The organism is Kineococcus aridisoli (genome assembly GCF_050871885.1).
Classification (GTDB): domain Bacteria; phylum Actinomycetota; class Actinomycetes; order Actinomycetales; family Kineococcaceae; genus Kineococcus.
In genome coordinates this window covers 1-26,171 of record NZ_JBJLSF010000069.1, presented here as the reverse complement: position 1 = coordinate 26,171, position 26,171 = coordinate 1, and the positions used below count along the sequence as shown (strand labels likewise).

At 74.0% G+C, this 26,171-nt stretch carries 20 protein-coding genes and 1 pseudogene; 12 read left to right on the top strand and 9 right to left on the bottom strand.

Annotated elements, in window-relative coordinates; translation table 11 throughout:
* Positions 1 to 142 (top strand): annotated as a pseudogene (locus ACRYM2_RS17000) (ABC transporter ATP-binding protein); the annotation flags it as partial.
* 6 nt (positions 143 to 148) lie between these two features.
* Here ACRYM2_RS17000 and ACRYM2_RS16995 read toward each other — a convergent pair.
* From ACRYM2_RS16995 to ACRYM2_RS16985, 3 genes are read right to left on the bottom strand one after another with little or no spacing between them, the layout of a single operon-like run.
* Entirely contained in the window at positions 149 to 1,057 is a 909-nt protein-coding gene (locus ACRYM2_RS16995; protein WP_432523617.1) for a carbohydrate ABC transporter permease, read from the bottom strand.
* A 6-nt stretch (positions 1,058 to 1,063) separates the two neighbouring features.
* Complete coding sequence (locus ACRYM2_RS16990) at positions 1,064 to 1,993, bottom strand: carbohydrate ABC transporter permease (protein WP_432523616.1); 930 nt, start codon at positions 1,991 to 1,993, stop codon at positions 1,064 to 1,066.
* Positions 1,994 to 2,020: 27 nt separating this feature from the next.
* Complete coding sequence (locus ACRYM2_RS16985; RefSeq protein WP_432523615.1) at positions 2,021 to 3,382, bottom strand: extracellular solute-binding protein; 1,362 nt, start codon at positions 3,380 to 3,382, stop codon at positions 2,021 to 2,023.
* A 166-nt stretch (positions 3,383 to 3,548) separates the two neighbouring features.
* Between ACRYM2_RS16985 and ACRYM2_RS16980 the strand changes: the two genes are divergently transcribed.
* On the top strand, positions 3,549 to 4,844 hold the full coding sequence (locus ACRYM2_RS16980) for an ROK family transcriptional regulator (protein ID WP_432523614.1): 1,296 nt from the start codon (positions 3,549 to 3,551) through the stop codon (positions 4,842 to 4,844).
* A 27-nt stretch (positions 4,845 to 4,871) separates the two neighbouring features.
* Here ACRYM2_RS16980 and ACRYM2_RS16975 read toward each other — a convergent pair whose 3' ends face one another.
* The 6 genes from ACRYM2_RS16975 to rhaI all read right to left on the bottom strand — a co-directional run bounded on the left by ACRYM2_RS16975 (position 4,872) and on the right by rhaI (position 12,637).
* Complete coding sequence (locus tag ACRYM2_RS16975; protein WP_432523613.1) at positions 4,872 to 5,522, bottom strand: LutC/YkgG family protein; 651 nt, start codon at positions 5,520 to 5,522, stop codon at positions 4,872 to 4,874.
* Positions 5,519 to 6,985: a LutB/LldF family L-lactate oxidation iron-sulfur protein gene (locus ACRYM2_RS16970; RefSeq protein WP_432523619.1), complete on the bottom strand. Its 1,467-nt coding sequence runs from the start codon at positions 6,983 to 6,985 to the stop codon at positions 5,519 to 5,521. The genes ACRYM2_RS16975 and ACRYM2_RS16970 overlap by 4 nt, the downstream gene beginning before the upstream one ends.
* Positions 6,986 to 7,050: 65 nt before the next feature.
* Positions 7,051 to 7,863, bottom strand: coding sequence for a (Fe-S)-binding protein (locus ACRYM2_RS16965; RefSeq protein ID WP_432523612.1), 813 nt, complete (start codon positions 7,861 to 7,863; stop codon positions 7,051 to 7,053).
* Positions 7,860 to 9,323 (bottom strand): rhamnulokinase, encoded by a 1,464-nt coding sequence (locus ACRYM2_RS16960; RefSeq protein WP_432523611.1) that lies wholly within the window; start codon positions 9,321 to 9,323, stop codon positions 7,860 to 7,862. Before ACRYM2_RS16960 ends, ACRYM2_RS16965 begins: the two co-directional genes overlap by 4 nt.
* A 36-nt stretch (positions 9,324 to 9,359) precedes the next feature.
* The gene (locus ACRYM2_RS16955; RefSeq protein WP_432523610.1) at positions 9,360 to 11,462 is read right to left on the bottom strand and encodes a bifunctional aldolase/short-chain dehydrogenase; all 2,103 of its coding nucleotides are present in this window, start codon (positions 11,460 to 11,462) and stop codon (positions 9,360 to 9,362) included.
* Positions 11,450 to 12,637: an L-rhamnose isomerase gene (gene rhaI, locus ACRYM2_RS16950; RefSeq protein WP_432523609.1), complete on the bottom strand. Its 1,188-nt coding sequence runs from the start codon at positions 12,635 to 12,637 to the stop codon at positions 11,450 to 11,452. The genes ACRYM2_RS16955 and rhaI overlap by 13 nt, the downstream gene beginning before the upstream one ends.
* A gap of 265 nt (positions 12,638 to 12,902) precedes the next feature.
* On the opposite strand from rhaI, the gene ACRYM2_RS16945 reads away from it, so the two are divergent.
* From ACRYM2_RS16945 to ACRYM2_RS16900, 10 genes are all read left to right on the top strand, one after another.
* Positions 12,903 to 14,234, top strand: a complete 1,332-nt coding sequence (locus ACRYM2_RS16945; protein WP_432523608.1) for an ABC transporter substrate-binding protein — start codon at positions 12,903 to 12,905, stop codon at positions 14,232 to 14,234.
* Positions 14,235 to 14,299: 65 nt separating this feature from the next.
* The gene (locus tag ACRYM2_RS16940) at positions 14,300 to 15,235 is read left to right on the top strand and encodes a carbohydrate ABC transporter permease (protein WP_432523607.1); all 936 of its coding nucleotides are present in this window, start codon (positions 14,300 to 14,302) and stop codon (positions 15,233 to 15,235) included.
* A gap of 98 nt (positions 15,236 to 15,333) precedes the next feature.
* Complete coding sequence (locus ACRYM2_RS16935; RefSeq protein WP_432523618.1) at positions 15,334 to 16,173, top strand: carbohydrate ABC transporter permease; 840 nt, start codon at positions 15,334 to 15,336, stop codon at positions 16,171 to 16,173.
* A gap of 63 nt (positions 16,174 to 16,236) precedes the next feature.
* The gene (locus tag ACRYM2_RS16930; RefSeq protein WP_432523606.1) at positions 16,237 to 18,495 is read left to right on the top strand and encodes a family 78 glycoside hydrolase catalytic domain; all 2,259 of its coding nucleotides are present in this window, start codon (positions 16,237 to 16,239) and stop codon (positions 18,493 to 18,495) included.
* 35 nt (positions 18,496 to 18,530) lie between these two features.
* Positions 18,531 to 18,809: an acylphosphatase gene (locus tag ACRYM2_RS16925; RefSeq protein ID WP_432523605.1), complete on the top strand. Its 279-nt coding sequence runs from the start codon at positions 18,531 to 18,533 to the stop codon at positions 18,807 to 18,809.
* Positions 18,810 to 18,934: 125 nt separating this feature from the next.
* Complete coding sequence (gene smc / locus ACRYM2_RS16920; protein ID WP_432523604.1) at positions 18,935 to 22,516, top strand: chromosome segregation protein SMC; 3,582 nt, start codon at positions 18,935 to 18,937, stop codon at positions 22,514 to 22,516.
* A 109-nt stretch (positions 22,517 to 22,625) separates the two neighbouring features.
* Positions 22,626 to 22,889, top strand: coding sequence for a hypothetical protein (locus ACRYM2_RS16915; protein WP_432523603.1), 264 nt, complete (start codon positions 22,626 to 22,628; stop codon positions 22,887 to 22,889).
* Between the two features lie 54 nt (positions 22,890 to 22,943).
* On the top strand, positions 22,944 to 24,152 hold the full coding sequence (gene ftsY, locus ACRYM2_RS16910; protein WP_432523602.1) for a signal recognition particle-docking protein FtsY: 1,209 nt from the start codon (positions 22,944 to 22,946) through the stop codon (positions 24,150 to 24,152).
* Between the two features lie 195 nt (positions 24,153 to 24,347).
* Positions 24,348 to 25,688 carry an ammonium transporter gene (locus ACRYM2_RS16905; RefSeq protein WP_432523601.1) on the top strand — a complete coding sequence of 447 codons (1,341 nt, stop codon included), beginning with the start codon at positions 24,348 to 24,350 and terminating at the stop codon, positions 25,686 to 25,688.
* On the top strand, positions 25,685 to 26,023 hold the full coding sequence (locus ACRYM2_RS16900) for a P-II family nitrogen regulator (RefSeq protein WP_166617200.1): 339 nt from the start codon (positions 25,685 to 25,687) through the stop codon (positions 26,021 to 26,023). Before ACRYM2_RS16905 ends, ACRYM2_RS16900 begins: the two co-directional genes overlap by 4 nt.
* Positions 26,024 to 26,171 lie beyond the last annotated feature (148 nt).

The window sequence follows — 26,171 nt, the reverse complement described above, 5'->3', positions numbered from 1 at the left end:
CCCCCGCCAGACCCACGAGCGCGTGGTGGAGATGCTGGAGCGGGTCAACCTCACCCCCGCCGAGCTCGTGGCGGCCCGGCGCCCGCACGAGCTGACCGGCGGCCAGCGCCAGCGCGTCGCGATCGCGGGGGCGCTCGCACCGGCGCGGTCAGCCCTTGAGCGCGCCGCCGAAGGTGAAGGCCCCGCCGAGGCGGCGCGAGAGCAGCAGGTAGAGCACGACGACCGGCAGCGTGTAGAGCACCGAGTAGGCCGCCAGCTGGCCCCACTGCACCGAGCCGTACTGGCCGAAGAAGGTGAAGATGCTCACCGAGGCCGGCAGCTGGTCGGGGGAGAGCAGCAGGACGAAGGGGATGAAGAAGTTCCCCCACTGGCCGATGAAGGTGAAGATCAGCACGACCGACAGCCCCGGCCACATGAGCGGCAGCACGACGTGGCGCAGCGTCTGCATCGAGCTGGCCCCGTCGGTCCAGGCGGCCTCCTCCAGCGTGATCGGCACGCCGTCCATGAAGTTCTTCATGAGGAAGATGGCGATGGGCAGCGCCGTCGTCGCCATGAAGGCGACGGTGCCGCTGAGGGTGTCGACGAGGTTGAGCTGCACGAAGAGCCCGTAGACGGGGACCATGATGGCCGTGATCGGCAGCCCGGTGGAGAAGAGGATGGTCAGCAGGAACGGGCGCTTGTAGCGGGTCTCGAACCGCGAGAGCGGGTACGCCGCCAGCGTCGCCACGACCATCGCGATGGCCGAGGAGCTCACGCACAGCACCAGCCCGTTCCACATGGGGCGGTAGGTCGTCTCCGGGGTCATCACGGCGCGGAAGTTGTCCAGGCTGAAGCCGGAGCCGGGCCAGGACAGCTTGAGGCCGGCGTCGGCGTTGACGGCGGCGAAGACGACCCACAGCAGCGGGACGAGGAACAGCACGCCGATGACCGCCGTCACGACGTTCACGAGCGTGGTGGCGACCCAGGTGCGCGGGCCGCGGGGCCTGGTCGAGCGGACCGACGGCGGCGACGTCGTCACGGTGGCCGCGGCGGTGGTGCTACCGGTGGAGGTGGTCACGGGGCATCAACCGTCCTCGCGCAGCAGGCGCATGTAGACCAGGGAGAAGACCGCGCCGACCACGAGCAGGACGAGCGCGATGGCGGTCCCGTAGCCGATCTGGCTGAAGGAGAACGCCTGTTCGTACATGTACAGCGGCAGCGTCTGGCTCTTGGTGCCCGGCCCGCCCTTGGTCATCGTGTAGATGAGCCCGAACACCGACAGCGTCTGCAGCGTGATGAGCATGAGGTTGGTCGTGACGGTGCGGCGGATCATGGGGATGGTCACGTGCCGCAGCCGGCCCCAGCCGGTCGCCCCGTCCATCTCGGCGGCCTCCTCGATCTCGGCGGGGATCTCCGAGAGCGCCGCGTTGTAGACGAGCATCGAGAACGCCGTGCCGCGCCAGACGTTGGCCAGCGACACCGCGACGATGGGCAGCGTGTAGAGCCAGTTCTGGCTCAGGCCCAGGCCGCCGATGACCTCGTTGAGCGTGCCGTCCTGGGCCAGGAAGGCGTACCACAGGTAACCGGCGACGACCTCGGGGATCACCCAGGCGCCGATGACGGTGGCGCCGACGAGGGAGCGGACCACCGGTGCCGCGCGCTTCTGCAGCAGGGCCAGCGCCAGGCCGAGCAGGTTCTGCCCGATGACCGCCGAGAGCACGGTGAAGACGAGCGTCAGGACGACGGAGTTGGCGAAGTCCTTGCTGCCGAAGGCCTCCCGGAAGTTCGCCAGACCGACGAACTGCGTGTCGCCGGACCCGGCACCGGTGAGCGCGATGTTGGTGAACGCCGCGTAGACGCACCACAGGATCGGGCCCGCCAGGAACACCAGCAGCAGCAGGACCGCCGGCGTGAGCGGGAGGGCCCGGGCGATGTCCACCCGGACGGGGTGCGTCCGTCGTCGCAGTTCACCCCCGGCCGGGGCGCCGGGGGACGGGCGGGTGATCGTTGCCACGGGACCTCCCTTCCTCGGGATCGGGTCTCAGAGCGTTCCGGTCCGGTCCTCGCCCACGATGCCCTTGACGGCCTCGTCGTAGGCGTCGGCCGCCTCCGAGACGCTGGCCTGGCCGGTGACGACGGCCTCCATCGCGACCTGGATCTCGTTGGAGACGCGCGGGTACTCGGTGTTCTGCGGGCGGTACTGGGTCACCGGGACGAGGCTGGAGAAGAACTCCAGCGTCGGGTTGGAACCGGTGTACTCCGGGTCGGTGGCGACGTCCTTGCGGACGGCGACGGCCGCGGAGTTGATGTTGAAGCGCAGGTTGTTCTCGAAGGCGGTGAGCGTGGAGATCGCCTTCCAGGCGTTGTCGGCGCTGCTGGTGTTCTTCGTCATGGCCCAGGTCCAGCCGCCGGACATGCTGATGCTGCCGGGATCGGAGCCGTCGCGGGTGGGCATCGGGGTCTGCCCCATGACGTCGTTCCACTCCGGCCAGGGCGCTCCGCCGGTCTCCAGCCAGTTGCTGGACTGCCAGGAGCCGTCGAGGGCGATGGCGAGCGTCCCGCCGGGCAGGAACTCCTCGCTGACGCGGTTGCCGATCTGCGCGTCGAGGGCGATGGACGGGTCCGGTGCGAGCTTCTCGTCGTAGAGGGTCTTGATGAACTGCAGCGAGTCGCGGAACTCGGGGCTGCCGACGTTCCAGGTCTCGGAATCGGGGTCGTACAGGGTCGTGCCGGTTCCGTAGAACACCATCTCGAAGCCCTGCATCGAGGCGGCCTCGCCGGCGGCCTTGCCGGCGTAGACGTTGATGGGGGTGACGCCGGGCAGCTTGCCCTTGATCTCGCGGCAGGCGGCCAGGAGCTCGTCCCACGTCGTCGGTGCCCACTGCTCGGGCAGCCCGGCCTGGGTGAGCAGTTGCCTGTTGAACCACAGCGCACGGGTGTCGGTGCCGTCGGGGACGCCGTACGTCTTGCCGTCGGCGGCCTTGGCGGCGCCCTTGGCGACGTCCTGGAACTGGTCCCACTCCTCCCACGAGTCCAGCCAGCCGTCCAGCGGCTGCAGGTACCCGGCGGTGATGTCGGAGTTGATGAGGAAGGTGTCCTCGTAGACCACGTCGGGGGAGGTGCGCGGCGAGCGCATCATGAGCTGCAGCTTGGTGTAGTAGTCGTTCTCGGAGGCGACGATGGGGACCAGCTCCAGCGTCGTCCCGTTGTTCGCGGAGTCGAAGGTCTGCTTCACCCCGGTCAGGTAGTCCTTCATCACCGTGCCCGAACCCCACTGCTGGTACGCGACCTTGACGGTGGAGGTGTCGGAGGACCCCTCGGAGGAGCCGCCGCCGCAGGCGGCGGTCCCGAGGGCGGTGCCGGCGCCGAGGCCGGCTGCTGTCAAGAAGGTTCGACGTCGCACAACCCACTCCCTCGTGGTGCGGTGGCTCGATCATCTTCGACTCGCCCGGAGCGGCTGCGCCGCCGTTCCGCTCCGGAAAAGTAAATCCAGTGGATTGACCGTGTCAACGGACGCGCCGCATGATCTGGGAACGATCCCATCGGTTCGCCGAGCGCGAGGAGGCGCGGTGCGACGTGGAACGAACCTGCCCTGGGTGGGCGACTACAACCAGGCGGTGGTGCTGGACGGCATCCGCCGCCACCCGGGGACGTCGCGCACGGAGCTGGCCGGCGCGAGCGGGCTGACCCAGCAGACGGTGTCCAACATCGTCCGCCGGCTGCTGGAGCGGGGCCTGGTCCAGGAGGGCGCCGGCCCGGCACCGGTGCGGGCGGCGGTGCGGGTGGCGGGCAAGCCGCGCACGGCGCTGTCGGTGCGCCCGGGCGCGGTCGTCGCCGCGGGGCTGCAGCTGGACCGCGAGCACCTGGACGCGGTGCTGCTGGACCTGCGCGGCGGTCTGCTCGGCAGCGGCCGCGAACCGCTGCCGGACCCGCAGGCGCCGGTCGAGCTCGTCGTCGCCCACGCCGCGGGCCTGGTGCGCCGCCTGCTGGAGGAGGCGGAGCTGCGGGGCCTGCAGCCGCAGGCCGTGCGCGGGCTCGGGGTGGCGGTGCCGGGCCCGATCGACTTCACCGGGCCGGTGCGCAGCTCGGCCATCAACCTGCCGGGCTGGCGCGGGGTGGCCATCGCGGACCTGCTCGCCCAGTCGCTCGGCCTGCCGGTGCTGGTGGAGAACGACGCGACGGCGGGGGCGGTCGGGGACCTGTGGCGCTCGGCGCGCACGGGCCGCAGCTTCCTGCACGTGCACGTGGGGGCGGGCATCGGCGGCGGCATCGTCCTGCGCGACGAGGTCGTGCGCGGGCGCTCGGGCAACGCCGGCGAGATCGGGCACGTCGTCGTCGACCCGCGCGGACCGGTCTGCCCGTGCGGCTCGCGCGGCTGCCTGGAGGCGGTGGCCGCCCCGGCGGCCGTCGTGCGCCGCTACGTCGAGCGCGTCGGGCTGCCCGCCGCCCGCCGCGCCGGGCTGCGGCTGGCCGAGCGCAGCGTCATCGAGGACCACGACCTGCTCGCCGTGCGCGCCGCCGGCGAGGACGCCCACGCCGCGGACGTGCTCGAGCAGGCCGCCGCCGACATCGCCCGCGTGGTGCTGGGCGTCGTCAACGTCCTCGACGTCGGCGAGGTCGTCCTGGCCGGCAGCGGTCTGCGCTCCGGGGCGCAGCGGGTGCTGGCGGCCGTCGAGCGGCACCTGGCCGTGGCGATGACCCGCGAGGTGCACCGGGTCGCGGTACGCGTCAGCGACGCCGGCGAGCAGGCGGGCGCGCACGGCGCCGCCGCCGCGGTGCTGCACGAGTCGCTGTCGGCGACGTGGACGACGGTGCACCACCCGGTGCGGGAGGTGGTCATCTCCCCGGTGGCGCCGGTGCACTGACCGGGCCCGGGGTCCGCCCGGACCCGGTCAGCCGACGAGGACGACGTCCAGGCGGCGGGGGCCGTGCACGCCCTCGACCCGGTCCAGCTCGATGTCGCTGGTGGCGCTGGGGCCGGAGACGAACGTCAGCGGTGCCGCCGGGTCCAGGCGCGCCAGCCCCTCGGGCACCGAGGCGACGACGTCCTCGCCGCGCACGACGCAGACGTGGTGGTCGGGCACCAGCGACAGCGCGCGCCGGCCCTGGCCGGGCGCACCGGAGGCCAGCACGACGGTGCCGGTCTCGGCGATCGCGACGGCGCCGGCGGTGACGACGGTGTCGACGCCGTCGAGCTGCTCCACGCTCGCCGGCGCCTGCGCGGAGTCCTCCAGGACGCTGCGCCCGCCGAAGCCGGCCCGCCAGGGCGCGGGCAGGTCGGCGGGCACGACCAGGCGCGCCGACCCGGCCTCGGCCAGGCACCGGGCCACCGCCGCGGCCACCTCGCCGTCGGTGCCGACGCGCAGCACCCGGGCCCGGTAGTCCTCGATCCGCTCGGCGAGCAGGTCCAGGACCGCCGGGCTGCCGGGGGCGTGCGCACCGGTGCGGCGGTAGGTGCGCGGCACCGGGGGCAGCGCCTCGCGCGGGGCGCCGGCGTCGCGGGCCGCCCGCAGCCGGGCCAGCACCTCCTCGCGCGCGCTCACGCCCGCCCCCCCGTCCGCTTCCACCAGCGCCGGGCCGTCTCGGCCGGCGGGGCGGGCACGTCGCGGGCACCGGTCCAGTGCGAGGCCACGACCGAGGCCGGCCACGGCAGCGAGCTGATGCGGTCCTCCCGCCCGGCCAGCAGCCGGCCCAGCGCCAGCCCCTTCTCGGCGGCCTCGAAGCGCCCCGCCGAGGTCATCGCCACCGCGGCCGCCTTCATCGCCAGGTCCTGGGCGGTGGGGCGGGTGTGCGACTCCACCGACGCCGCCCGCTGCTGCACGAGCAGGTTCGGGATGTCGATGCGCACCGGGCAGGCGTCGAAGCACGCCCCGCACAGCGAGGAGGCGTACGGCAGCGAGGCGTTCGGGTCGTCGGCACCGCTGATGCCGGTGAGCATCGGGCTGAGGACCGCGCCGATGGGGCCGGGGTAGACCGAGCCGTAGGCGTGCCCGCCGACGCGCTCGTAGACCGGGCACACGTTCAGGCAGGCCGAGCAGCGGATGCAGTGCAGCGCCGCGCGGCCGTCGGGGTCGGCCAGCACCGCGGAGCGGCCGTTGTCGAGCAGGACCAGGTGGAACTCCTGCGGGCCGTCGCCGGGGGTGACGCCCGTCCACGTCGAGGTGTACGGGTTCATCCGCTCGCCGGTGGAGCTGCGCGGCAGCAGCTGCAGGAACACCTCCAGGTCGCTCCACGTGGGCACGAGCTTCTCCACGCCCATGAGCGTGATGAGGGTCCGCGGCAGCGTCAGGCACATGCGCCCGTTGCCCTCCGACTCCACGACCGCGAGGGTCCCGGTGTCGGCGACGGCGAAGTTCGCGCCGCTGACCGCCACGCGCGCGGACAGGAACTTGCGCCGCAGGTGGGCGCGGGCGGCCATCGCCAGCGCCCGGGGGTCGTCGGTGAGGGCCGGGTCCACGTCGGGCATCTCCCGCAGGAAGATCTCCCGGATCTCGCTGCGGTTGCGGTGGATGGCCGGCACGAGGATGTGGCTGGGCGTGTCGTGGCCGAGCTGCACGATCAGCTCGGCGAGGTCGGTCTCCCACGCCGCGATGCCCGCGGCCTCCAGCGCCTCGTTGAGGCCGGTCTCCTGGGTGGCCATCGACTTGACCTTGACGACCTCGTCGGCGCCGGCGGCCCGCACCAGGTCGGTGACGATCCGGTTGGCCTCGGCGGCGTCGCGGGCCCAGTGCACCGTGCCGCCGCGGGCGGTGACGTTCTCCTCCAGCTGCTCCAGCAGCTCCGGCAGCCGGGCCATGACGTCGGCCTTGATCGCCGAGCCCGCCCGGCGCAGGTCCTCCCAGTCCTCCAGCTCGGCGACGACGCCGGCGCGCTTGGCGCGGATGATCCCGGTCGCCTTGCCGAGGTTGCGCCGCAGCTGGGTGTCGGCGAGCTCGGCGCGCGCGGCCCGCGGGAAGGAGGTGGTGCCGCGCAGGTGGCCCTGCCCGGCGGGGGAGTGCGTGGGCAGCCCGGTGCCGCGCGGGTCCTCGCGCGAGTCGTCGCGGACGGTGGGGATGCCGAGGTCGGTGGTGCTCACCGCTGCGCCTCCACGGGCTCGTCGCGCACGCCGCCGGGGCCGCCGGCGGCCGCCGGGGTCTGCGTCGCCTCGGTGGAGGCGAGGACCTCGGCCAGGTGGACGGTGCGCACGCCGGTGCGCAGCCGCCCCAGACCGCCGCCGATGTGCATGAGGCAGGAGGAGTCCCCGGCCGTGCAGACCTCCGCGCGGGTGTCGAGGACGTTGCGCATCTTGTCGGCGAGCATCGCCGTGGAGGTGTCGGCGTTCTTGACCGCGAACGTGCCGCCGAAGCCGCAGCAGACCTCCGCGTCGGGCAGGTCGACCAGCTCCAGCCCGCGCACCGCGCGCAGCAGCTGCAGCGGCTTGTCGCCCACCCGCAGCATCCGCAGCGAGTGGCACGTGGGGTGGTACGTCACCCGGTGCGGGTAGTAGGCGCCGACGTCGGTGACGCCGAGCACGTCGACGAGCAGCTCGGACAGCTCGAAGGTGCGGGCTGCGACGGCCTGCGCGCGCTCGGCGAGCCGCTCGTCGCCGGCGCGGCGGGCCACCATCGCGTGCTGGTGGCGCACCGAGCCGGTGCAGGAGCCGGAGGGTGCCACGACCGCGTCCCAGGTGCCCTCGGCGACGGGGCCGAAGACCTCGACGTGGTGGCGCACGACGGGCACGGCCTCGCGCAGGTACCCGGTGTTGACGTGCATCTGGCCGCAGCACGTCTGCCCCGGCGGGAAGACGACGGTGTGGCCGAGGCGCTGCAGCAGCTGCACGGTGGCCTGGACGGCCCGCGGGAACACCGCGTCCCCCAGGCAGGTGGCCATGACGGCGATCTTCACGCGGTTCCGATCTCGAGTCCGGGCACGAGCGCTGTGCTCGGAGCGTAGGTGGTCAGCTCGTGGGTGTCGCGGACCAGCGCCCGCAGGTCCTCCAGCGACCCGCGCAGGTCGCCCGCCGCGCGCGCCTGGACGAGGACGTTGCCCAGCGCGGTGGCCTCCACCGGCCCGGCCACCACCGGCAGCCCGCTCGCCTCCGCGGTCAGCCGGCACAGCAGCCGGTTGCGCGCCCCGCCGCCGACGAGGTGCACGACGCGCACCCGGTGCCCGGACAGCCGGACGGCGTCGTCGACGGCGCGGGCGAAGGCGCGCGCCAGGCTCTCCACGACGCAGCGCACCACCTCGGGCTTGGAGGTGGGCGGCGCCGCCCCGGCCTCGGCGGCCGCGGCCCGCACCCGCGCGACCATGGGGCCCGGCGGCAGGAACCGCGGGTCGTCGATGTCGACCAGGGGCCCGCCGGCGCCCACGTCGGCCGCCGCGTCCAGCAGCGCGGGCAGGTCCTGCGGGCCCTCGGCGGCGGTCCACTCGGCCAGGCACCCCTGCAGCACCCACAGGCCCATGACGTTGCGCAGGTAGCGGATGCGGTCGTCGACCCCGCGCTCGTTGGTGAAGTTGGCCGCGAAGGAGCCCGCGCTGAGGACCGGACCGGCGAGCTCGACGCCGACCAGCCCCCACGTCCCGCAGGCGATGTAGGCGAACTCCTCGTCGCGGGCGGGGACGGCGACGACGGCCGAGGCGGTGTCGTGGGAGCCGACCGCGACCAGCTGCAGGGAGCCCGGCAGCCCCGTCCCGGCGAGCACGTCGGGGCGCAGGCCGCCCAGCGCGCCGCCGGGGTCGACGACGGGGGGCAGCAGCTGCGGGCGCACGCCGGCCAGCGCGAGCAGGTCCGGCGCCCAGCGGCCGGTGCGCACGTCGGTCAGCCCGGTGGTGGAGGCGTTGGTGGCCTCGGCGGCCTTGACGCCGGACAGCCAGTACCCGAGCAGGTCGGGGACGAGCAGCACCTGGTCCGCGGCAGCCAGCAGCGGTCCGCCCGCCTCGGCCAGCAGCTGGTAGATCGTCGTGAACGGCAGGTGCTGCAGGCCGTTGCGCCGGTACAGCTCCAGCGCCGGCACGGAGGCGAGGACGCGCTCGGCGACGCCGTCGGTGCGCGGGTCGCGGTAGTGCCGCGGGGTCCCCAACAGGCTGCCGTCGCGCGCGAGCAGGCCGTAGTCGACGGCCCAGGTGTCGATGCCGACCGTGCGCGCGCCGGGGGCGGTGCGCGCCGCGGTGGCCAGCCCCGCCAGCACCTCCCGCCACAGCCCGACGACGTCGGTGTGCAGCTGCACGCCGTCGTCGGTCCCCACCGGGACGGGGCCGTTGGGGAAGCGGTGCACCTCCTGCAGCGACAACCGCCCGGGTGCGGCCGCGCCGACCATGACGCGGCCGCTGGAGGCCCCCAGGTCCACCGCGATGTGGACGGACATCCTTCCGCCTCCCTGTGCTCGTGGGTGCTCGGCGCCTCAGCGCAGGAACGCCGCGGCGACGCCGGCGTCGACCGGCACGTGCAGGCCGGTGGTGTGCGACAGCTCCCCGCCGGTGAGCACGAACACCGCGTTGGCGACGTGCTCGGGCAGGACCTCGCGCTTGAGCAGCGTGCGCTGGGCGTAGAAGCTCCCCAGCTCCTCCTCGGGGATGCCGTAGGTCTTGGCGCGCTGGGCGCCCCAGCCGCCGGCGAAGATGCCCGAGCCGCGCACGACGCCGTCGGGGTTCACGCCGTTGACCTTGATCCCGTGCCCGCCCAGCTCGGCGGCCAGCAGGCGCACCTGGTGCGCCTGGTCGGCCTTGACCGCCGAGTAGGCGATGTTGTTCGGCCCGGCGAAGACGCTGTTCTTGGAGGCGATGTAGACGATGTCGCCGCCCATGCCCTGGGTGATGAGGACCTTCGCCGCGGCCTGGGAGACGAGGAAGGAGCCCTTGGCCATGACGTCGTGCTGCAGGTCCCAGTCACGCTCGGTGGTCTCCAGCAGCGGCTTGGAGATCGACAGGCCCGCGTTGTTGACGACGAGGTCGAGGCCGCCGAAGGCGAGCACCGCCTGCTCGACCGCGGCGGCGACCGCGACGGGGCTGGAGACGTCGGCGGCCACCCCGATCGCCACGTCCGTGCTCACCTTCGCCCCGGTGGCGCCGGCGATCTCGGCCGCGGCGTCCTGCGCCTTGGCGAGGTCGAGGTCGGCGACGACGACGCAGGCGCCCTCGGCCGCCAGCCGGGTGGCGATGGCCTTGCCGATGCCGGAGGCGGCGCCGGTGACCAGCGCGATGCGGGTGGCCAGCGGCTTCGGCTTCGGCATCCGCGCCAGCTTGGCCTCCTCCAGCGCCCAGTACTCGATGCGGAACTTCTCCGCCTCCTCGATGGGGGAGTAGCTGGAGACGCCCTCGGCGCCGCGCATCACGTTGATCGCGTTGACGTAGAACTCGCCGGCGACGCGGGCGGTCTGCTTGTCGCGGCCGAAGGAGAACATGCCCACGCCCGGGACCAGGACGATCAGCGGGTCCGCGCCGCGGATGGCGGGGCTGTCCGCGCTGGCGTGCCGGTCGTAGTAGGCCTGGTAGTCCGCGCGGTAGGCCTCGTGCAGCTCGCCCAGGCGCGCGGTGACCGCCTCCACGGACGCGGTGGCCGGCAGGTCCAGCACCAGCGGCTTGACCTTGGTGCGCAGGAAGTGGTCCGGGCAGGAGGTGCCCAGCGCGGCCAGGCGCGGGTGCTGCTCGCGGGAGAGGAAGTCCAGGACGACCTCGGAGTCGGTGAAGTGCCCCACCTGCGGCGCGTCGTGGCTGGCGATGCCCCGGACGAGGGGGGCGAGCGCGGCGGCCCGCGCGCGGCGCTCGGCCACGGGCAGGGCCTGGTAGCCGTCCAGGACGGGGCCGAAGGGCTCCGGCACGGAGTTCGCCTGCAGGTGCGCGGTGGCGGTCTCGATGATCCACCGCGAGTTCGCCTCGGCCTCGGCCGAGGTCGCGCCCCAGGCGGTGATGCCGTGCCCGCCGAGGATCGTGCCGACCGCCTGCGGGTTGGCCTCCTTGACCGCGGCGATGTCCAGGCCGAGCTGGAAGCCGGGCCGGCGCCAGGGCACCCACACGACCCTGCCCTCGAAGACCGTCTCGGTGAGCTTCTCGCCGTCGGCGGCGCAGGCGATCGCGATGCCGGCGTCGGGGTGCAGGTGGTCCACGTGCGCGGCGTCCACGAGGGCGTGCATGGCGGTGTCGATGGAGGGGGCCGCCCCGCCCCTGCCGAAGAGGCAGTGGTCGAAGGCGGCGACCACCTCGTCCTCGCGCTCCACCCCGGGGTAGACCCCGCGCAGGGCGCGCACGCGGTCCAGGCGCAGCACGGCCAGGCCCTGCTCGGTGAGGGTGCCCAGGTCGCCGCCGGAGCCCTTCACCCACAGCAGTTCGACGTCCTCGCCGGTCACCGGGTCGGTGCCGGTGCCCTTGGCGGAGGTGTTGCCGCCCGCGTAGTTGGTGAAGCGCGGGTCCGCGCCCAGGGCGTTGGAGCGCGCCAGCAGCGCGGCCACCGTGGCGCTCGCGCTCGCGGTGGTGCTGGTGGTCGCGTCGGTCATGCTCACGCTCCCCATCCGGCCTGCTGGCCGCCGATGCGCTCGGCGGCGATCCTCTCCGCGTACCCGGACGCCAGGTAGGCGGCCATCGGGTCGGGCTCCAGCCCCATCGACTCGCGCAGCTGCGCCAGCAGCGGGCGCACGTCGGTGGAGAAGGCGTCCATGAAGACGTCGTTGGCCGCGAGCACGTCGCCGGCCTGCTGGGCCTCGCGCAGCGCCGCGCGGTCGACGAGCAGCGCCTTCGCCGTCGCCTGCTGGACGTTGGTCACCGAGCGGATCTGCCCGGGGATCTTCGCCTCGATGTTGTGGCACTGGTCGAGCATGAAGTTGACGCCCGAGTCCGGTCGCAGGGCGTCCGAGCGGACGATCTCGTACATGATCCGGAAGAGCTGGAACGGGTCCGCGGCACCGGCCATGAGGTCGTCGTCGGCGTAGAAGCGCGAGTTGAAGTCGAAGGCGCCCAGGCGGCCGGCGCGCAGCAGCTGCACCACGATGAACTCGATGTTCGTGCCGGGGGCGTGGTGACCGGTGTCGAGGACGACCTTGGCCCGCTCGCCCAGCGCCGTGCAGTGCAGCAGCGAGGTGCCCCAGTCGGGGACGTCGGTGGAGTAGAAGGCCGGCTCGAAGAACTTGTACTCCAGCACCATGCGCTGGTCCGGCTCGAGCAGGGCGTAGACCTGCTGCAGGGAGCCCGCCAGGCGCTCCTGGCGCTCGCGCAGGTCGTCCTGGCCGGGGTAGTTCGTGCCGTCCGGCAGCCAGACCTTCAGCTCCTTGGAGCCGGTGGCGCGCATGACGTCGACGCACTCGGCGTGGTGGGCGACGGCCTTGGCGCGCACCTTCGCGTCCGGGTGGGCCAGCGAGCCGAGCTTGTAGTCGTCGTCCTGGAAGAGGTTGGAGTTGATCGTCCCGATCGCCACGCCGTGGTCTGCGGCGTGCGCGGCGAGCTTGCCGTAGTCGTCGACGAGGTCCCAGGGGATGTGCAGGGAGACCCGCGGTGCGATGCCGGTGTGGCGGTGCACCTGCGCGGCGTCGCTGATCTTCTCGAATGGGTCGCGGGGGGTGCCGGGGGAGCCGAACACCTTGAAGCGCGTCCCCGAGTTCCCGAACGCCCAGGAGGGCAGCTCGATGGTCTGCTCGCGCAGGGCGGCGAGCACGCTCTCGCGGGACGTCGAGGGGATCTGTCCTGTCGTCATCACGGCTCCACTCCGTCGGGGGGTCGGCGCCACCGTAACCGTTCGTTGACACGTTTCACAAGAAGCAGGCGACGATCGCCGGCGGCCGCCCGCGGACCGGCCGCCGGCGGGAGAGCGCTCTCCTGCCGCGGGAACGGATCCCGCTCGGCCGCAGGTGCTTGACGAGGGTCGGAGGCGGACCCCACACTCGCCTCAGCCGCTTTGAATCGTGTCAGGCGGCCGTCCGGCACCGTCGCCGGTCCAGGTCTCGACGAGGAGACGTCCAGTGACACGCACCGCGCACCACCCCCGCACCACCCGTGCCGCCGCCCTGGTCGCCGTCCTGGCGCTCGCCCCCCTGGCGGCCTGCAGCGCCGGGAGCCTCGGCTCCTCCTCCGGCGACGGCGACGGCGGCACCACGATCACCTGGCTCACCGGCAGCGACGAGACGGCCCAGGCCACCGCGACGAGCATCGTCGAGGCCTTCGAGGCGGCCAACCCGGACATCACCGTCGAGCTGGACGGGCGCCCGGCGGGCGGCGAGGGCGACAACCTCGTCAAGACCCGCCTGCAGACCGGCAGCATGGCCGACGTCTTCGACTACAACTCCGGCTCGCTCTTCCAGCAGATCGCCCCCGAGAAGAACCTCGCGCCGCTGGGCGACGACGTCATCGGCGCCGTGGACGAGACCTACCTGCCGCAGGTCTCCGTCGGCGACACCGCCTACGGCGTCCCCTACGGCACCGCGTTCGGCGGTGGCGTCATGTACAACAGGGACGTCTACGCCCAGCTCGGCCTGCAGGTGCCGAAGACGTGGGCCGAGTTCGCCGCCAACGCCGACGCGATCAAGGCCGCCGGCATCGCGCCCGTCGTGCAGACCTACGGCGAGACGTGGACCTCCCAGCTCTTCGTCCTGGGCGACTTCCACAACGTCGCGGCGGCCAACCCCGACTGGGCGGAGCGGTACACGGCCAACCAGGCCAAGTACGCCACCGACCCCGCCGCCCTCGCCGGGTTCGAGCACCTGCAGGAGGCGCACGAGAAGGGCTGGCAGAACGCCGACTTCGCCTCCGCGAAGGTCGAGGACGGCATGCGGGCGCTCGCCGCCGGGGAGGGGGCGATGTACCCCATCCTCTCGGCCAACGTCACCACGCTGCTGAGCGTCGACCCCGACGCGGGCGACCGGATCGGCTTCTTCGCGCTGCCCGGCCAGGACGCGGCCACCAACGGCCTGACCGCCTGGTACCCCAACGCGGTCTACATCCCCAAGAGCACGACGGGCGCCGCGCTCGAGGCGGCGGAGAAGCTCGCGGCGTTCATCGCCAGCCCGGACGGCTGCGAGGCGCAGACGAAGGCGGCACCGCCCACCGGTCCCTACCTGGTGGACGGCTGCGAGCTGCCCGCGGACGTCCCGCAGGTGACCAAGGACGTCAGCGCCTACTTCGAGACCGACGCGCAGTCCCCGGCGCTGGAGTTCCTCTCGCCCGTCAAGGGCCCGGCGCTGGAGCAGATCACCGTCGAGGTCGGCTCCGGCATCCGTTCCGCGGCGGACGGCGCCGCCCTCTACGACCAGGACGTGGAGAAGCAGGCCCAGCAGCTCGGTCTCGAAGGCTGGTGAGTTCACCGACCCCCGCCCGCCCCCGGCTCCTGCCGGGGGCGGGCCCGTCGAAGGAGGCGCTCGAGGTGTCGACGACGATCAGCTCCACCAGCACCACCGCCGGCTCCCGGACCCGGCCGGCCCGCACCCCGCACGGGCAGGGGAAGCGGCACGGCCCCTACCCGGGCTGGTTCTACCTGCCCGCCGCGATCGTCTACGGCGTGCTGTTCATCATCCCCACCCTGCTCTCCTTCTACTTCGCCCTCACCCGCTGGACCATCTTCGACTCCGAGTTCATCGGCCTGGGCAACTTCGCCCAGTTCTTCTCCGAGCCGGCCCTCACCAAGGGCTTCGTCAACACCTTCGTCTACGCCGTCATCACCTCCGGCGCCAAGGTCGTCCTGGGACTGGGGCTGGGGATGCTGCTCACCTCCCAGATCGTCGGCCGCGGCTACCTGCGCGCGGTGGTCTTCTTCCCCGTCCTGGTCTCCTCCGTCGGGGTCGGCATCACCTTCCAGGTGCTGATGAACCCCACCAAGGGCGCCATCAACGCCGCCCTGGGTGCCATCGGCATCGACGGGCCCGGCTGGCTGACCAACCCCGACCTGGCCCTGTTCTCGGTGGCCATGGTCGATGTGTGGAAGGGGGTGGGGCTGGCCACGCTGATCTACATGGCCGGCATCGTCTCCATCCCCAAGGAGTACTACGAGGCCGCCAAGGTGGACGGTGCCGGCTCGTGGACGCTGTTCCGCAACGTCATCTTCCCGCTCTCCTGGCCGGCGACCTCCACCGTGATCACCCTGTCCCTCATCGGGGGCCTGCGCTCCTTCGACCTGATCTGGGCGATGACGCGCGGTGGGCCCGGTTTCACCTCCGACGTCATCGCGAGCGTGATCTACAAGCAGTACCAGGCCGGTTTCTACGGCCTGTCCACCGCCGGCAACGTCATCCTCTTCCTGGCGGTGACCGCGATCGTGCTGCCGCTGACGCGGTTCCTGGCCCGCAAGGAGGTCGAGCTGTGAGCGCCACCACCACCCCCACCTCCGGCCCCACCGGACCCACCGCGGCCTTGGGCCCCCGCTCCAGGCCCCAGCGCATCTCCAGCTCCTCGGGGGCTCGGGTGGGTGGGCCGCGGGCGGCGCTGTACCGCTACGGCGTCGGCGCCGTGGCGATCGCGGTCAGCATCGTGGTCTTCATCGTGCCGTTCGCCTTCATCGCGCTGGTGGCGGTGATGGACGCCCGCCAGGCGGGGGAGTTCCGCTTCGCGCTGCCGCGCAACTTCCAGGGCTGGCAGAACTTCGTGGAGGTGGTGCAGACGCGGGACTACCTGCTGATCATCGCCTTCATCAACTCCATCGTGCTGACGGTGGCCTCGGTGACGTTGATGGTGGTGCTGGGCTCGATGGTGGCCTTCGTGCTGCAGCGGCGCGCCAGCCGGTTCAGCGGCCTCATCAACTTCCTGGTGCTGGCGGGGCTGATCATGCCGCCGGCGATCGTGCCGACGATCTGGGTGCTGCAGCGGCTGGGGCTGTTCGCCACGATGCCGGGGCTGATCCTGGTGGAGGTGGCCTTCGGGATCTCCTTCACGGTCCTGCTGTTCCGGGCGTTCATCTCCACCATCCCCCGGGAGCTGGACGAGGCGGCGGTGCTGGACGGGGCGGGGCCGTTGCGGCTGTTCTTCCGGGTGATCCTGCCGTTGCTGCGTCCGGTGGTGGTGACGGTGGTGCTGGTGCAGTCGGTGGCGGTCTTCAACGACTTCCAGACGCCGTTGTACTTCCTGCCCGGGGATGCGGGGGCGACGGTGCAGTTGACCTTGTTCACCTTCCAGAGCCAGAACCTGTCCAGCTACAACCTGTTGTTCATGGACGTGCTGCTGATCACGATCCCGCCGTTGGTGCTGTACCTGTTCTTCAACCGTCAGATCGTCGCCGGCATGACCTCCGGCGCCGTCAAGGGCTGACACCCACCCCGCTCCGCCCCGAAACCCCGAGACCCGAACCCCGAGACCCGGAGGACCCTCCGCATGTCCCCACGCTGGCAGGCCGCGATGATCGCCGCCGACGACGTCGAGCAGGCCCCGCTGCTGCGCACCCGCTTCACCCTGGACACCGGCCACGGGCAGGTGACCTCCGCCGTCCTGCACGTCAGCGCCCTGGGCGTGGTGGAGCCCTGGCTGGACGGGGAGCGCGTCGGCGACGACGTGCTGAGCCCCGGCTGGAGCAGCTACGAGTGGCGGCTGCGCTTCCGCAGCCACGACGTCACCGCCGCCCTGGGGGGAGAGGGCGGGGAGCACGTGCTGGGCCTGGCGCTCGGCAACGGCTGGGCCCGCGGCCGCCTCGCCTGGGGCGGCGGCTCGGGGTACTACACCGCCGAGCCCGCCGGCATCGCCCAGCTGGAGGTCGCCTTCGCCGACGGGCACACCCAGCTCGTGCTCACCGACGACACCTGGCGCTCGCACGCCTCGCACGTGCTCGCCGACGACCTCTACGACGGGCAGAGCATCGACGCCCGCCGGGCCGACCCGGCGTGGGCGGACCCGGGTTCGGCGGACGAGGGCTGGGGCGGGGTGCACGCCCTGGAGTTCGACACCGCGCGCCTGACCGAGCACGTCGGCCCCCCGGTGCGCCGCCAGGAGGTCCTGCCGGCCGAGCAGGTGTGGACCTCGCCGGCGGGGAAGACCCTGGTCGACTTCGGGCAGAACCTCGTCGGCTGGATCCGCTTCACCGTGACCGGCGAGGCCGGGCGGACCGTCACGATCCGGCACGCGGAGGTCCTCGAGCACGGCGAGCTGGGCACCCGCCCGCTGCGCAGCGCCAAGGCCACCGACACCTTCGTCCTCTCCGGCGGGGAGGACTCTTTCGAGCCCACGTTCACCTTCCACGGCTTCCGCTACGCCGAGGTCGAGGGCTGGCCGGGCCAGCTGCGCCCGCAGGACCTCGAAGCCGTCGTCGTCCACTCCGAGCTCACCCGCACCGGCGAGTTCGAGTGCTCCCACGAGCTCGTCAACCAGCTGCACCGCAACGTCGTGTGGGGCACCAAGGGCAACTTCCTGGACGTGCCCACCGACTGCCCGCAGCGCGACGAGCGGCTGGGCTGGACCGGCGACCTGGCCGTCTTCGGCCCCAGCGCGGCCTACCTGTACGACGTGAGCGCCTTCCTGCGCGACTGGCTGCGCGACCTCGACGCCGAGCAGGCGCACGACGAGGGGATCGTCCCCTACGTCGTGCCCAACGTGCTGAAGTGGGTGCCCATCAGGGAGCAGCGGGGCAAGCCGGACTCGACGTCCTTCTGGTCCGACGTGGCGGCCTGGCTGCCGTGGACGCTGTACCAGGCCTACGGCGACCGCGAGGCACTGGCCGAGGCCTACCCGGCCGCTGCCGCGCACGTGCGCCGCGTCGCGGGCCTGCTCTCGCCGACGGGCCTGTGGGACACCGGCTTCCAGTTCGCCGACTGGCTGGACCCCGACGCCCCGCCGGACGACCCGGCCGCGGCCAAGGCCGACAAGGGCGTGGTCTCCACGGCCGCGGCGTACCGCAGCGCGCGCACCACCGCCGACATCGCGCGGGTGCTGGGCAGGGAGGACGACGCGGCGGAGTTCGACGCGCTGGCCGAGCGGGTGCGCGCGGCGTTCCTGGAGCACTACGTCGAGGCCGACGGCACCGTGCGCTCGGACTGCGCGACGGTGTACGCGCTGGCCGTCGAGTTCGGCCTGCTGGCGGGCGAGCAGCGCCAGGCGGCGGGGGAGCGGCTGGCGGAACTGGTGGCCAAGGCCGGCTACCGCGTCTCCACCGGCTTCGCCGGCACCCCCTACGTCACCGACGCGCTGACCTCGACGGGGCACCTGGAGGACGCCTACCGGCTGCTGCTGGAGGAGGGCTGCCCCTCCTGGCTGTACCCGGTGACGATGGGCGCCACGACGATCTGGGAGCGCTGGGACTCCATGCTGCCCGACGGCACCATCAACCCCGGGCAGATGACGAGCTTCAACCACTACGCGCTGGGCGCGGTGGCCGACTGGATGCACCGCACCATCGCCGGGATCTCCCCGTTGGAGCCGGGGTACGCGCGCGCGCTCATCGCCCCGCGGCCGGGCGGCGGCCTGACCTGGGCCAGGGGTGCGCTGTCGACCCCGCACGGGCGGCTGGCGGTCTCCTGGCGCCTGGAGGACGGAGCCTTCTCCGTCGACGTCACCGTCCCCGAGGGCACCAGCGCGCTGCTGCGCCTGCCCGACGGCGGCGAGCAGGAGCTGGGCGCGGGCGAGCACACCGTCCGCGCCGGCTGACCCCGCGGTCCACCCGCTCCTCTAGCGTGGCGCGGGTGGACCGCCTCACCGCCTTCGTCTCCGGCGCCGTGCAGGGCGTCGGGTTCCGCTGGTGGACGCGCTCGCAGGCCCTGGAGCTGGGGCTGGCCGGCAGCGCCACCAACAGGGCCGACGGCCGCGTCGAGGTCGTCGCCGAGGGCCCGCGCCCCGCGCTGGAGGACCTGCTCGCCCGGCTGGGCGAGCAGCCCTCCGCCCGCGCGCGCCCCGGGCGGGTCGACGCGGTCGTCGACCTGTGGACCCCCGCCCGCGGCGTGCAGGGCTTCCGCTCGCGCTGACCCGCGCCCCCGGCCCCGACCGGTCCCGACCCGCCCGGCCCCCACCGGCGTGCTCGCGCCCGCCGGACCGCGCCCGCGGATCGCCTCCACGGATCAAGGGGCCGCGCTCGTTAGGCTGCCGTCCCGTGCACCTGAAGACCCTCACCCTCAAGGGGTTCAAGTCGTTCGCCTCCGCGACGACGCTGCGGCTGCAGCCGGGGATCACGTGCGTGGTCGGCCCGAACGGCTCCGGGAAGTCCAACGTCGTCGACGCCCTCACCTGGGTGATGGGCGAGCACAGCGCCAAGAGCCTGCGCGGCGGCAAGATGGAGGACGTCATCTTCGCCGGCACCACCGGCCCGCAGGGACGCTCCCAGCTCGGCCGCGCCGAGGTCAGCCTGACGATCGACAACACCGACGGTGCGCTGCCCATCGAGTTCGCCGAGGTGACGATCACCCGGACGATGTTCCGCACCGGCGGCTCCGAGTACGCCATCAACGGCCAGACGTGCCGGCTGCTGGACGTGCAGGAGCTGCTCAGCGACTCCGGCATCGGCCGCGAGATGCACGTCATCGTCGGGCAGGGCCAGATCGACGCCGTCCTGCACGCCTCCCCCGAGGAGCGGCGCGCCTTCATCGAGGAGGCCGCGGGGGTCCTCAAGCACCGCCGCCGCAAGGAGAAGGCGCTGCGCAAGCTCGACGCGATGGAGGCCAACCTCACGCGCGTGGCCGACCTCGTCACCGAGATCCGCCGCCAGCTGAAGCCGCTGGGCCGCCAGGCCGAGGCGGCACGGCGCGCCCAGGTCGTGCAGGCGGACCTGCGCGACGCGCGGCTGCGGCTGCTGGCCGACGACCTCGTGCAGGCCAGCACCTCCCTGCAGCGCGACGAGGCCGACGAGGCGGCCCTCAAGCAGCGGCAGGTGCAGGTCGAGGCCGACCTCGCCGAGGCCGCCCGCCGCCTGGCGGCCGCCGAGCAGGCGGCCGCCGCGGCCGCTCCGGACCTGGCGCGCGCCGTCGAGACCCACCACCGGCTGCAGTCGCTGGCCGAGCGGCTGCGCGGCGTGCAGGCGCTGGCCGCCGAGCGGCTGCGGCTGCTGGCCGCCGAGCCCGACGAGCCCGCCGGCCGCCGCGACCCCGAGGAGCTGCAGGCCGCCGCCGACCGCGTCCGCGCCGAGGAGGCCGAGCTCGCCGAGCAGGTCGCCGCGCACCGCGCCGCCCTCGACGACGTGCTGGCCCGCCGCGCCGAGGCCGACGCGGCCGCCCGCGCCGAGGACCAGCGGGTCGCGGCCGCGCTGCGCGCCGCCGCCGACCGCCGCGAGGGGCTGGCCCGCCTCGGCGGCCAGGTCGCCGCCCGCCGCAGCCGCGCCGAGGCCGCCGAGGCCGAGCTGGAGCGGCTGTCGGCCTCGCTCGCCGACGCCGAGCAGCGCCGCGAGCACGCCCAGGCCGAGTTCACCGCGCTGGAGACGCAGGTGGCCGGTGTCGAGGAGGGCGAGGAGGACCTCGACAGCGAGCACGAGAGCGCCGCCGCGGCGCTCGCGCGCGCCGAGGAGGCCCACGAGGCCGCCCGCGCCGAGCTGCAGGCCGCCGAGCGCGAGCGCGCCACCTGGTCGGCGCGCAAGGAGGCCCTGGAGATCGGCCTGGACCGCAAGGACGGTGCCGGTGCCCTGCTCGCCGCGGGTCCCGCCGTCTCGGGCGTGCTCGGCTCCGTGGCCGCCCTGCTCGGCGTCGAGGGCGGCTACGAGCAGGCCGTCGCCGCCGCGCTCGGGGCCGCCGCCGACGCGGTCGCCGTCGCCTCCCCGGCCTCCGCCGCCGAGGCCATCGAGCACCTGCGCACCGCCGACGCCGGGCGCGCCGGGATGCTCGTCGCCGGCCCCGCCACCGGCAGCGCGCCGCCCCCGGTGCCGGACGGCGCCCGCGCCGCCCTCGACCTCGTCCGCGCGCCCGAGGAGCTGCGCGGCGCGCTGGAGCGGCTGCTCGGCGACGTCGTCGTCGTCGAGGACCTGCCCACCGCCCGCGAGCTGGCCGCCGCCCGCCCCGACCTCGTCGCCGTCACCCGCGACGGCGACGTCCTGGCCGCCCACCGGGCGGCGGGCGGGTCCTCCTCCGCGCCGAGCCTGCTGCAGGTGCAGGCCGCCGTCGACGAGGCCGCCGACGCGCTGTCGGCCGCCGGGCACCGCGTCCAGCGGGCGCAGTTCACCCTGCAGCAGACCACCGCGGAGCGCTCCGCGGCCGCCGAGCGCGTCGAGGTCGCGCTGGAGCGCCTGCACGAGTCCGACGCGCGGATGAACGCCGTCGCCGAGCAGCTGGGCCAGCTCGGCGGTGCGGTGCGCTCGGCGGCCGCCGAGGCCGAGCGGCTGCGCGCCACCCGCTCCCAGGTCGCCGAGCGGCTGGAGGCCGACCGCCGCGAGCTGGCCGGCCTCGAGGAGCGCTTCGAGGCGGCCTCGGCGGCCCCCGCCGACGACGGGGACGTCTCCACCGACGAGCGCGACCGCCTGGCCGAGGCGGCCCGCGGCCTCGGGCGCGCCGAGACCGAGGCACGCCTGGCGCTGCGCACCACCGAGGAGCGCGCCCGCGCCCTGGCCGGGCGCGCCGACTCCCTGCAGCGCCAGGCCCGCGAGGAGCTCGCGGCCCGCGAGCGCGCCGCGCTCCGCCGCGCCCAGCGCGCCGAGCAGGCCCGGGTGGCCACGCGGGTGCGCGAGGGCGCCCAGCGCGCCCTCGCCGTCTGGGAGTCCTCCGCCGAGCAGGCCTCCCGGCTGCGCGAGGCGGCCGAGGCGGCCCGCGCCCGCTTCGCCGAGGAGGTCACCGGCGCCCGCCGGGCCGTGGAGTCCCTCCAGGCCGAGCAGCAGCGCCTCGGCGACACCCGGCACGCCGACGAGGTGGCCCGCGCCCAGCAGCGCTGGAAGATCGACCAGCTGCGCCAGCGCTCGCTGGAGGAGCTGGGCACCGACCCCGACGTCCTCGTCGAGGAGTTCGGCCCCCACCAGCTCGTCCCGCCCTCCCCGCCGGCGCCCGGCGACCCCGAGCCGGAGACCCCGCCGCAGCCGCGGCCCTACGTGCGCGCCGAGCAGGACAAGCGCCGGCGCGCCGCCGAGCGGGCGCTGGGCCAGCTCGGGCAGGTCAACCCGCTGGCGCTGGAGGAGTACGCGGCGATGGAGGAGCGCCACCAGTTCCTCGTCACGCAGTCCGACGACCTCAAGCGCTCGCGCAAGGACCTGCTCGACATCGTCAAGGAGGTCGACGAGCGCGTGGAGAAGGTCTTCTCCGAGGCGTTCGCCGACGTCGCCGCGCAGTACGAGCAGGTCTTCCCGCGCCTGTTCCCCGGCGGCGAGGGGCGCCTGGTGCTGACCGACCCCTCCGACATGCTCGCCACCGGCATCGAGGTCGAGGCGCGCCCGGCCGGCAAGAAGGTCAAGCGGCTGTCGCTGCTGTCCGGCGGCGAGCGCTCGCTGGCCGCGGTGGCGATGCTCGTGTCGATCTTCCGCGCCCGCCCCAGCCCCTTCTACGTCCTCGACGAGGTGGAGGCCGCGCTCGACGACGCGAACCTGTCGCGGCTGATCACCCTGTTCGAGGAGCTGCGCTCCTCCAGCCAGCTCATCGTCATCACCCACCAGAAGCGCACGATGCAGATCGCCGACGCGCTCTACGGGGTGACGATGCGCGGGGACGGCGTCAGCACCGTCGTCAGCCAGCGGCTGCGGGACCCGCAGGCGCCCCGACCGGCGCCGTGAGTCCCGCCGGCGGCGCCGTGGTGACGCTGCGGTGAGCACTTGGTCACGGGGTCGCAACGGTCGGCACGCCGGGTGGTGCCGCCGTGGCCTGCGGGGCAGTGTTGAACGCGTGGTGATGACGACGATGCTCGTGACGTTCGCGTGCACGGTGGGGCTGGCGCTGGTGGTCCTGCTGTCGGTCGCCGCGGCGCCGATGCGCAGGCGGGGCAGCAGGCTCATCGCCCGCCTCGACGCCTGGGCCGACCGCGCCCTGCCGGTCCTGCACGCCTGGCGCGAGCGGGCCGCCCGGGCGCTGGAGGCCCGCGTGCGCGACCGCCTGGACGCCTCCCGCACCCCGGCCGGCGAGGAGCGCAGCACCGCCCCGGTGCGCTGACGGGGCCGGAGCGCCCGCGCTCGCCGCGGTCGCCGTCTGGGAGGATCCGGGCCCGTGGAGACCATCGAGATCGTCATCGGCATCGTCGTGCTCATCGCCCTGGCGGGCGTGGGCGCGCTCGCCGGCCTGGTGCGCCCGCGCCGCCGGCGCGGGTCGCTGCCGCGGCCGGGGGAGGCGGCCGGCCGCTCCAGCGTCGGGCCGCGCTCCGACGAGCTGCCGCTGCCCGGGGTCGGTGACGACGCCGAGGAACCGCGCGACTCCCCGCTGCGCACGGTCGACGACGTCGAGCTGCCCGACGAGCTGCCCGCGACCGAGCGGCCCGCACCCGTCGCAGGCCGGCTGGTGCGCCTGCGCGAGCGGCTCGCGCGCTCCAACTCCGCGCTGGGCCACGGGCTGCTGGCGCTGCTCTCGCGCGACACCCTCGACGAGTCCACGTGGGAGGAGGTCGAGGAGACGCTGCTGCTGGCCGACGTCGGCGTCGACCCCACCACCGAGATCGTCGACGCGCTGCGCGAGCGGGTGCGCGTGCTGGGCACCCGCGAGCCCGAGCAGCTGCGGGCGATGCTGCGCGAGGAGCTGCTGCGGGCCGTCGGCACCGACGTCGACCGCTCCCTGGCCACCACCCGCCACGAGGGCGAGGACGGCCGGCCCGGCCGCCCCGCGGTCGTCATGGTCGTCGGCGTCAACGGCACCGGCAAGACCACCACCGTCGGCAAGCTGGCCCGCGTCCTCGTCGCCGAGGACAAGGACGTCGTCCTGGGCGCGGCGGACACCTTCCGCGCCGCCGCGGCCGAGCAGCTGGCCACGTGGGGCGAGCGCGTCGGGGTGCCGACCGTGCGCTCCGAGCGCGACGGCGCCGACCCCGCCTCCGTCGCCTACGACGCCGTCAAGCAGGGCATCGAGGACGAGGTCGACGTCGTCCTCGTCGACACCGCCGGCCGGCTGCAGAACAAGGTCGGCCTCATGGACGAGCTGGGCAAGGTCAAGCGGGTGGTGGAGCGCCACGGGCCGGTCGACGAGGTCCTGCTCGTGCTCGACGCGACCACCGGCCAGAACGGCCTGCGCCAGGCGGCCGTCTTCTCCGAGGTCGTCGACATCACCGGCATCGTGCTCACCAAGCTCGACGGCACCGCCAAGGGCGGCATCGTCGTGGGCGTGCAGCGCAGCCTGCACGTGCCGGTCAAGCTCGTCGGCCTCGGCGAGGGCCCCGACGACCTGGCGCCGTTCGAGCCCGAGGCCTTCGTGGACGCCCTGCTGTCCTGAGCCGGCCAGGGCTGGGGGCCGGGGCGGGGCGGGGCCGGGCCGTCCGCGTTACGCGATGTTCACACGGGGCCGCCGCTCGTCACGCACCCGAAACACGGCGCGCGAGGGGTTGTAACGCGTGGGCGCCACGGTGGGTCCCGCTCCCGCTCCCCGCCCCCGCCGGCACCGCCGGCCTCGTGGAAGGCCCTGCTGCCCATGGACACCGGTGACACCGCCTGGGTCCTCACCAGCGCTGCTCTCGTGCTGCTGATGACCCCCGGTCTCGCGCTCTTCTACGGCGGCATGGTCCGCGCGAAGAGCGTCCTGAACATGATGATGATGAGCTTCGGCGCCATGGCCCTGGTCGGGGTCCTGTGGGTGCTGTACGGCTTCTCGATGGCCTTCGGGAACGACGTCGGCGGCGGCCTGCTCGGCGACCCGTTCGAGTACTTCGGGCTCACCGGCCTGCTCGGCGCCGACAACCTCGTCGGCACGCTGCCGGCGATGGCCTTCGTCGCCTTCCAGTCCGTCTTCGCCATCATCGCCGTCGCGCTGATCTCCGGCGCCATCGCCGACCGCGCCAGGTTCGGCGCCTGGATGGTCTTCGCCGGCCTGTGGGCGACGGTCGTCTACTTCCCCGTCGCGCACTGGGTGTTCTCCTTCGACGAGGTCGTCTCCGAGGTCGGCGGCTGGATCGCCGGCGCCGGCGCCATCGACTTCGCCGGCGGCACCGCGATCCACATCAACGCCGGCGCCGCCGGCCTGGCCCTCGCCCTCGTCCTCGGCAAGCGCCGCGGGTTCGGCCGCGAGCCCATGCGCCCGCACAACCTGCCGCTGGTCATGCTCGGCGCCGGCCTGCTGTGGTTCGGCTGGTTCGGCTTCAACGCCGGCTCGGCCACCGCCGCCAACGGCACCGCCGCGGTCGCCTGGGTCAACACCCTCGCCGCCACCTGCGCCGCGATCCTGGGCTGGCTGCTCACCGAGAAGGTCCGCGACGGTCACGCCACCTCGCTGGGCGGCGCCTCCGGCGCCGTCGCCGGCCTGGTGGCCATCACCCCCGCCTGCTCCTCGCTGAACCCCGTCACCTCGATCGTCGTCGGCCTCGTCGCCGGTGCGCTGTGCGCCCTGGCCGTCGGCCTGAAGTACAAGCTGGGCTACGACGACTCCCTCGACGTCGTCGGCGTCCACCTCGTCGGCGGGCTGTGGGGCACGATCGCCATCGGCTTCTTCGCCACCGCCGACGCCCCGGCCGGCGTCGACGGCCTCTTCTACGGGGGCGGCGCGGGTCAGCTGTGGATCCAGCTCTACTCCGCCGTCGCCGTCATGGTCTTCTCCTTCGTCGCCACCTGGCTCATCGGCACCGCCATCCAGAAGACGATGGGCTTCCGGATCGACGAGGAGGACGAGGTGGCCGGCATCGACCAGGTCGCCCACGCCGAGTCCGCCTACGACTGGGGCACGCTGGGCGGCGGCGCCGGCCGCATCGGCGCCGGCGGCGGCGCCCCCCGCCCCGACGCCCGCCACGCAGCTCCCGGCACCTCGGAGGTCAGCGCATGAGACTCGTCACCGCCATCATCAAGCCGCACAAGCTCGACGACGTGAAGTCGGCGCTGGAGTCCTACGGCATCCAGGGCCTGACCATCTCCGAGGCCTCCGGCTACGGCCGCCAGCGCGGGCACACCGAGGTCTACCGCGGCGCCGAGTACACCGTCGACCTCGTCCCCAAGGTGCGCGTGGAGGTCCTCGTCGACGACGTCGACGTCCACGACGTCGTCGAGGTCGTCGTCAAGAGCGCCCAGACGGGGCGCATCGGCGACGGCAAGGTGTGGACCCAGCCCGTCGAGGACGTGGTGCGCGTGCGCACCGGCGAGCACGGCCCCGACGCCCTGTGAACCCGACGCCCCCCCGGAGCCGACGCCCCGGGCTCGACGACTCCGAGGGAGCGCACCGTGGAAGACCGCCTCGGGCAGGTCGGCGCTGAGCGCTGACCTGCGCACCGAGCGACTCGCGCTGGCGGTGCGGGCCGGGCGACCCGGCCCG

Excerpts from the sequence above, each read along its gene's own strand:
- ACRYM2_RS16960 (WP_432523611.1), bottom strand. The coding sequence starts at position 9,323 with ATGTCCGTCCACATCGCGGTGGACCTGGGGGCCTCCAGCGGCCGCGTC.
- ACRYM2_RS16955 (WP_432523610.1), bottom strand. The coding sequence starts at position 11,462 with ATGGGGAGCGTGAGCATGACCGACGCGACCACCAGCACCACCGCGAGC.
- rhaI (WP_432523609.1), bottom strand. The coding sequence starts at position 12,637 with ATGACGACAGGACAGATCCCCTCGACGTCCCGCGAGAGCGTGCTCGCC.
- ACRYM2_RS16930 (WP_432523606.1), top strand. The coding sequence starts at position 16,237 with ATGTCCCCACGCTGGCAGGCCGCGATGATCGCCGCCGACGACGTCGAG.
- ACRYM2_RS16905 (WP_432523601.1), top strand. The coding sequence starts at position 24,348 with ATGGACACCGGTGACACCGCCTGGGTCCTCACCAGCGCTGCTCTCGTG.
- ACRYM2_RS16900 (WP_166617200.1), top strand. The coding sequence starts at position 25,685 with ATGAGACTCGTCACCGCCATCATCAAGCCGCACAAGCTCGACGACGTG.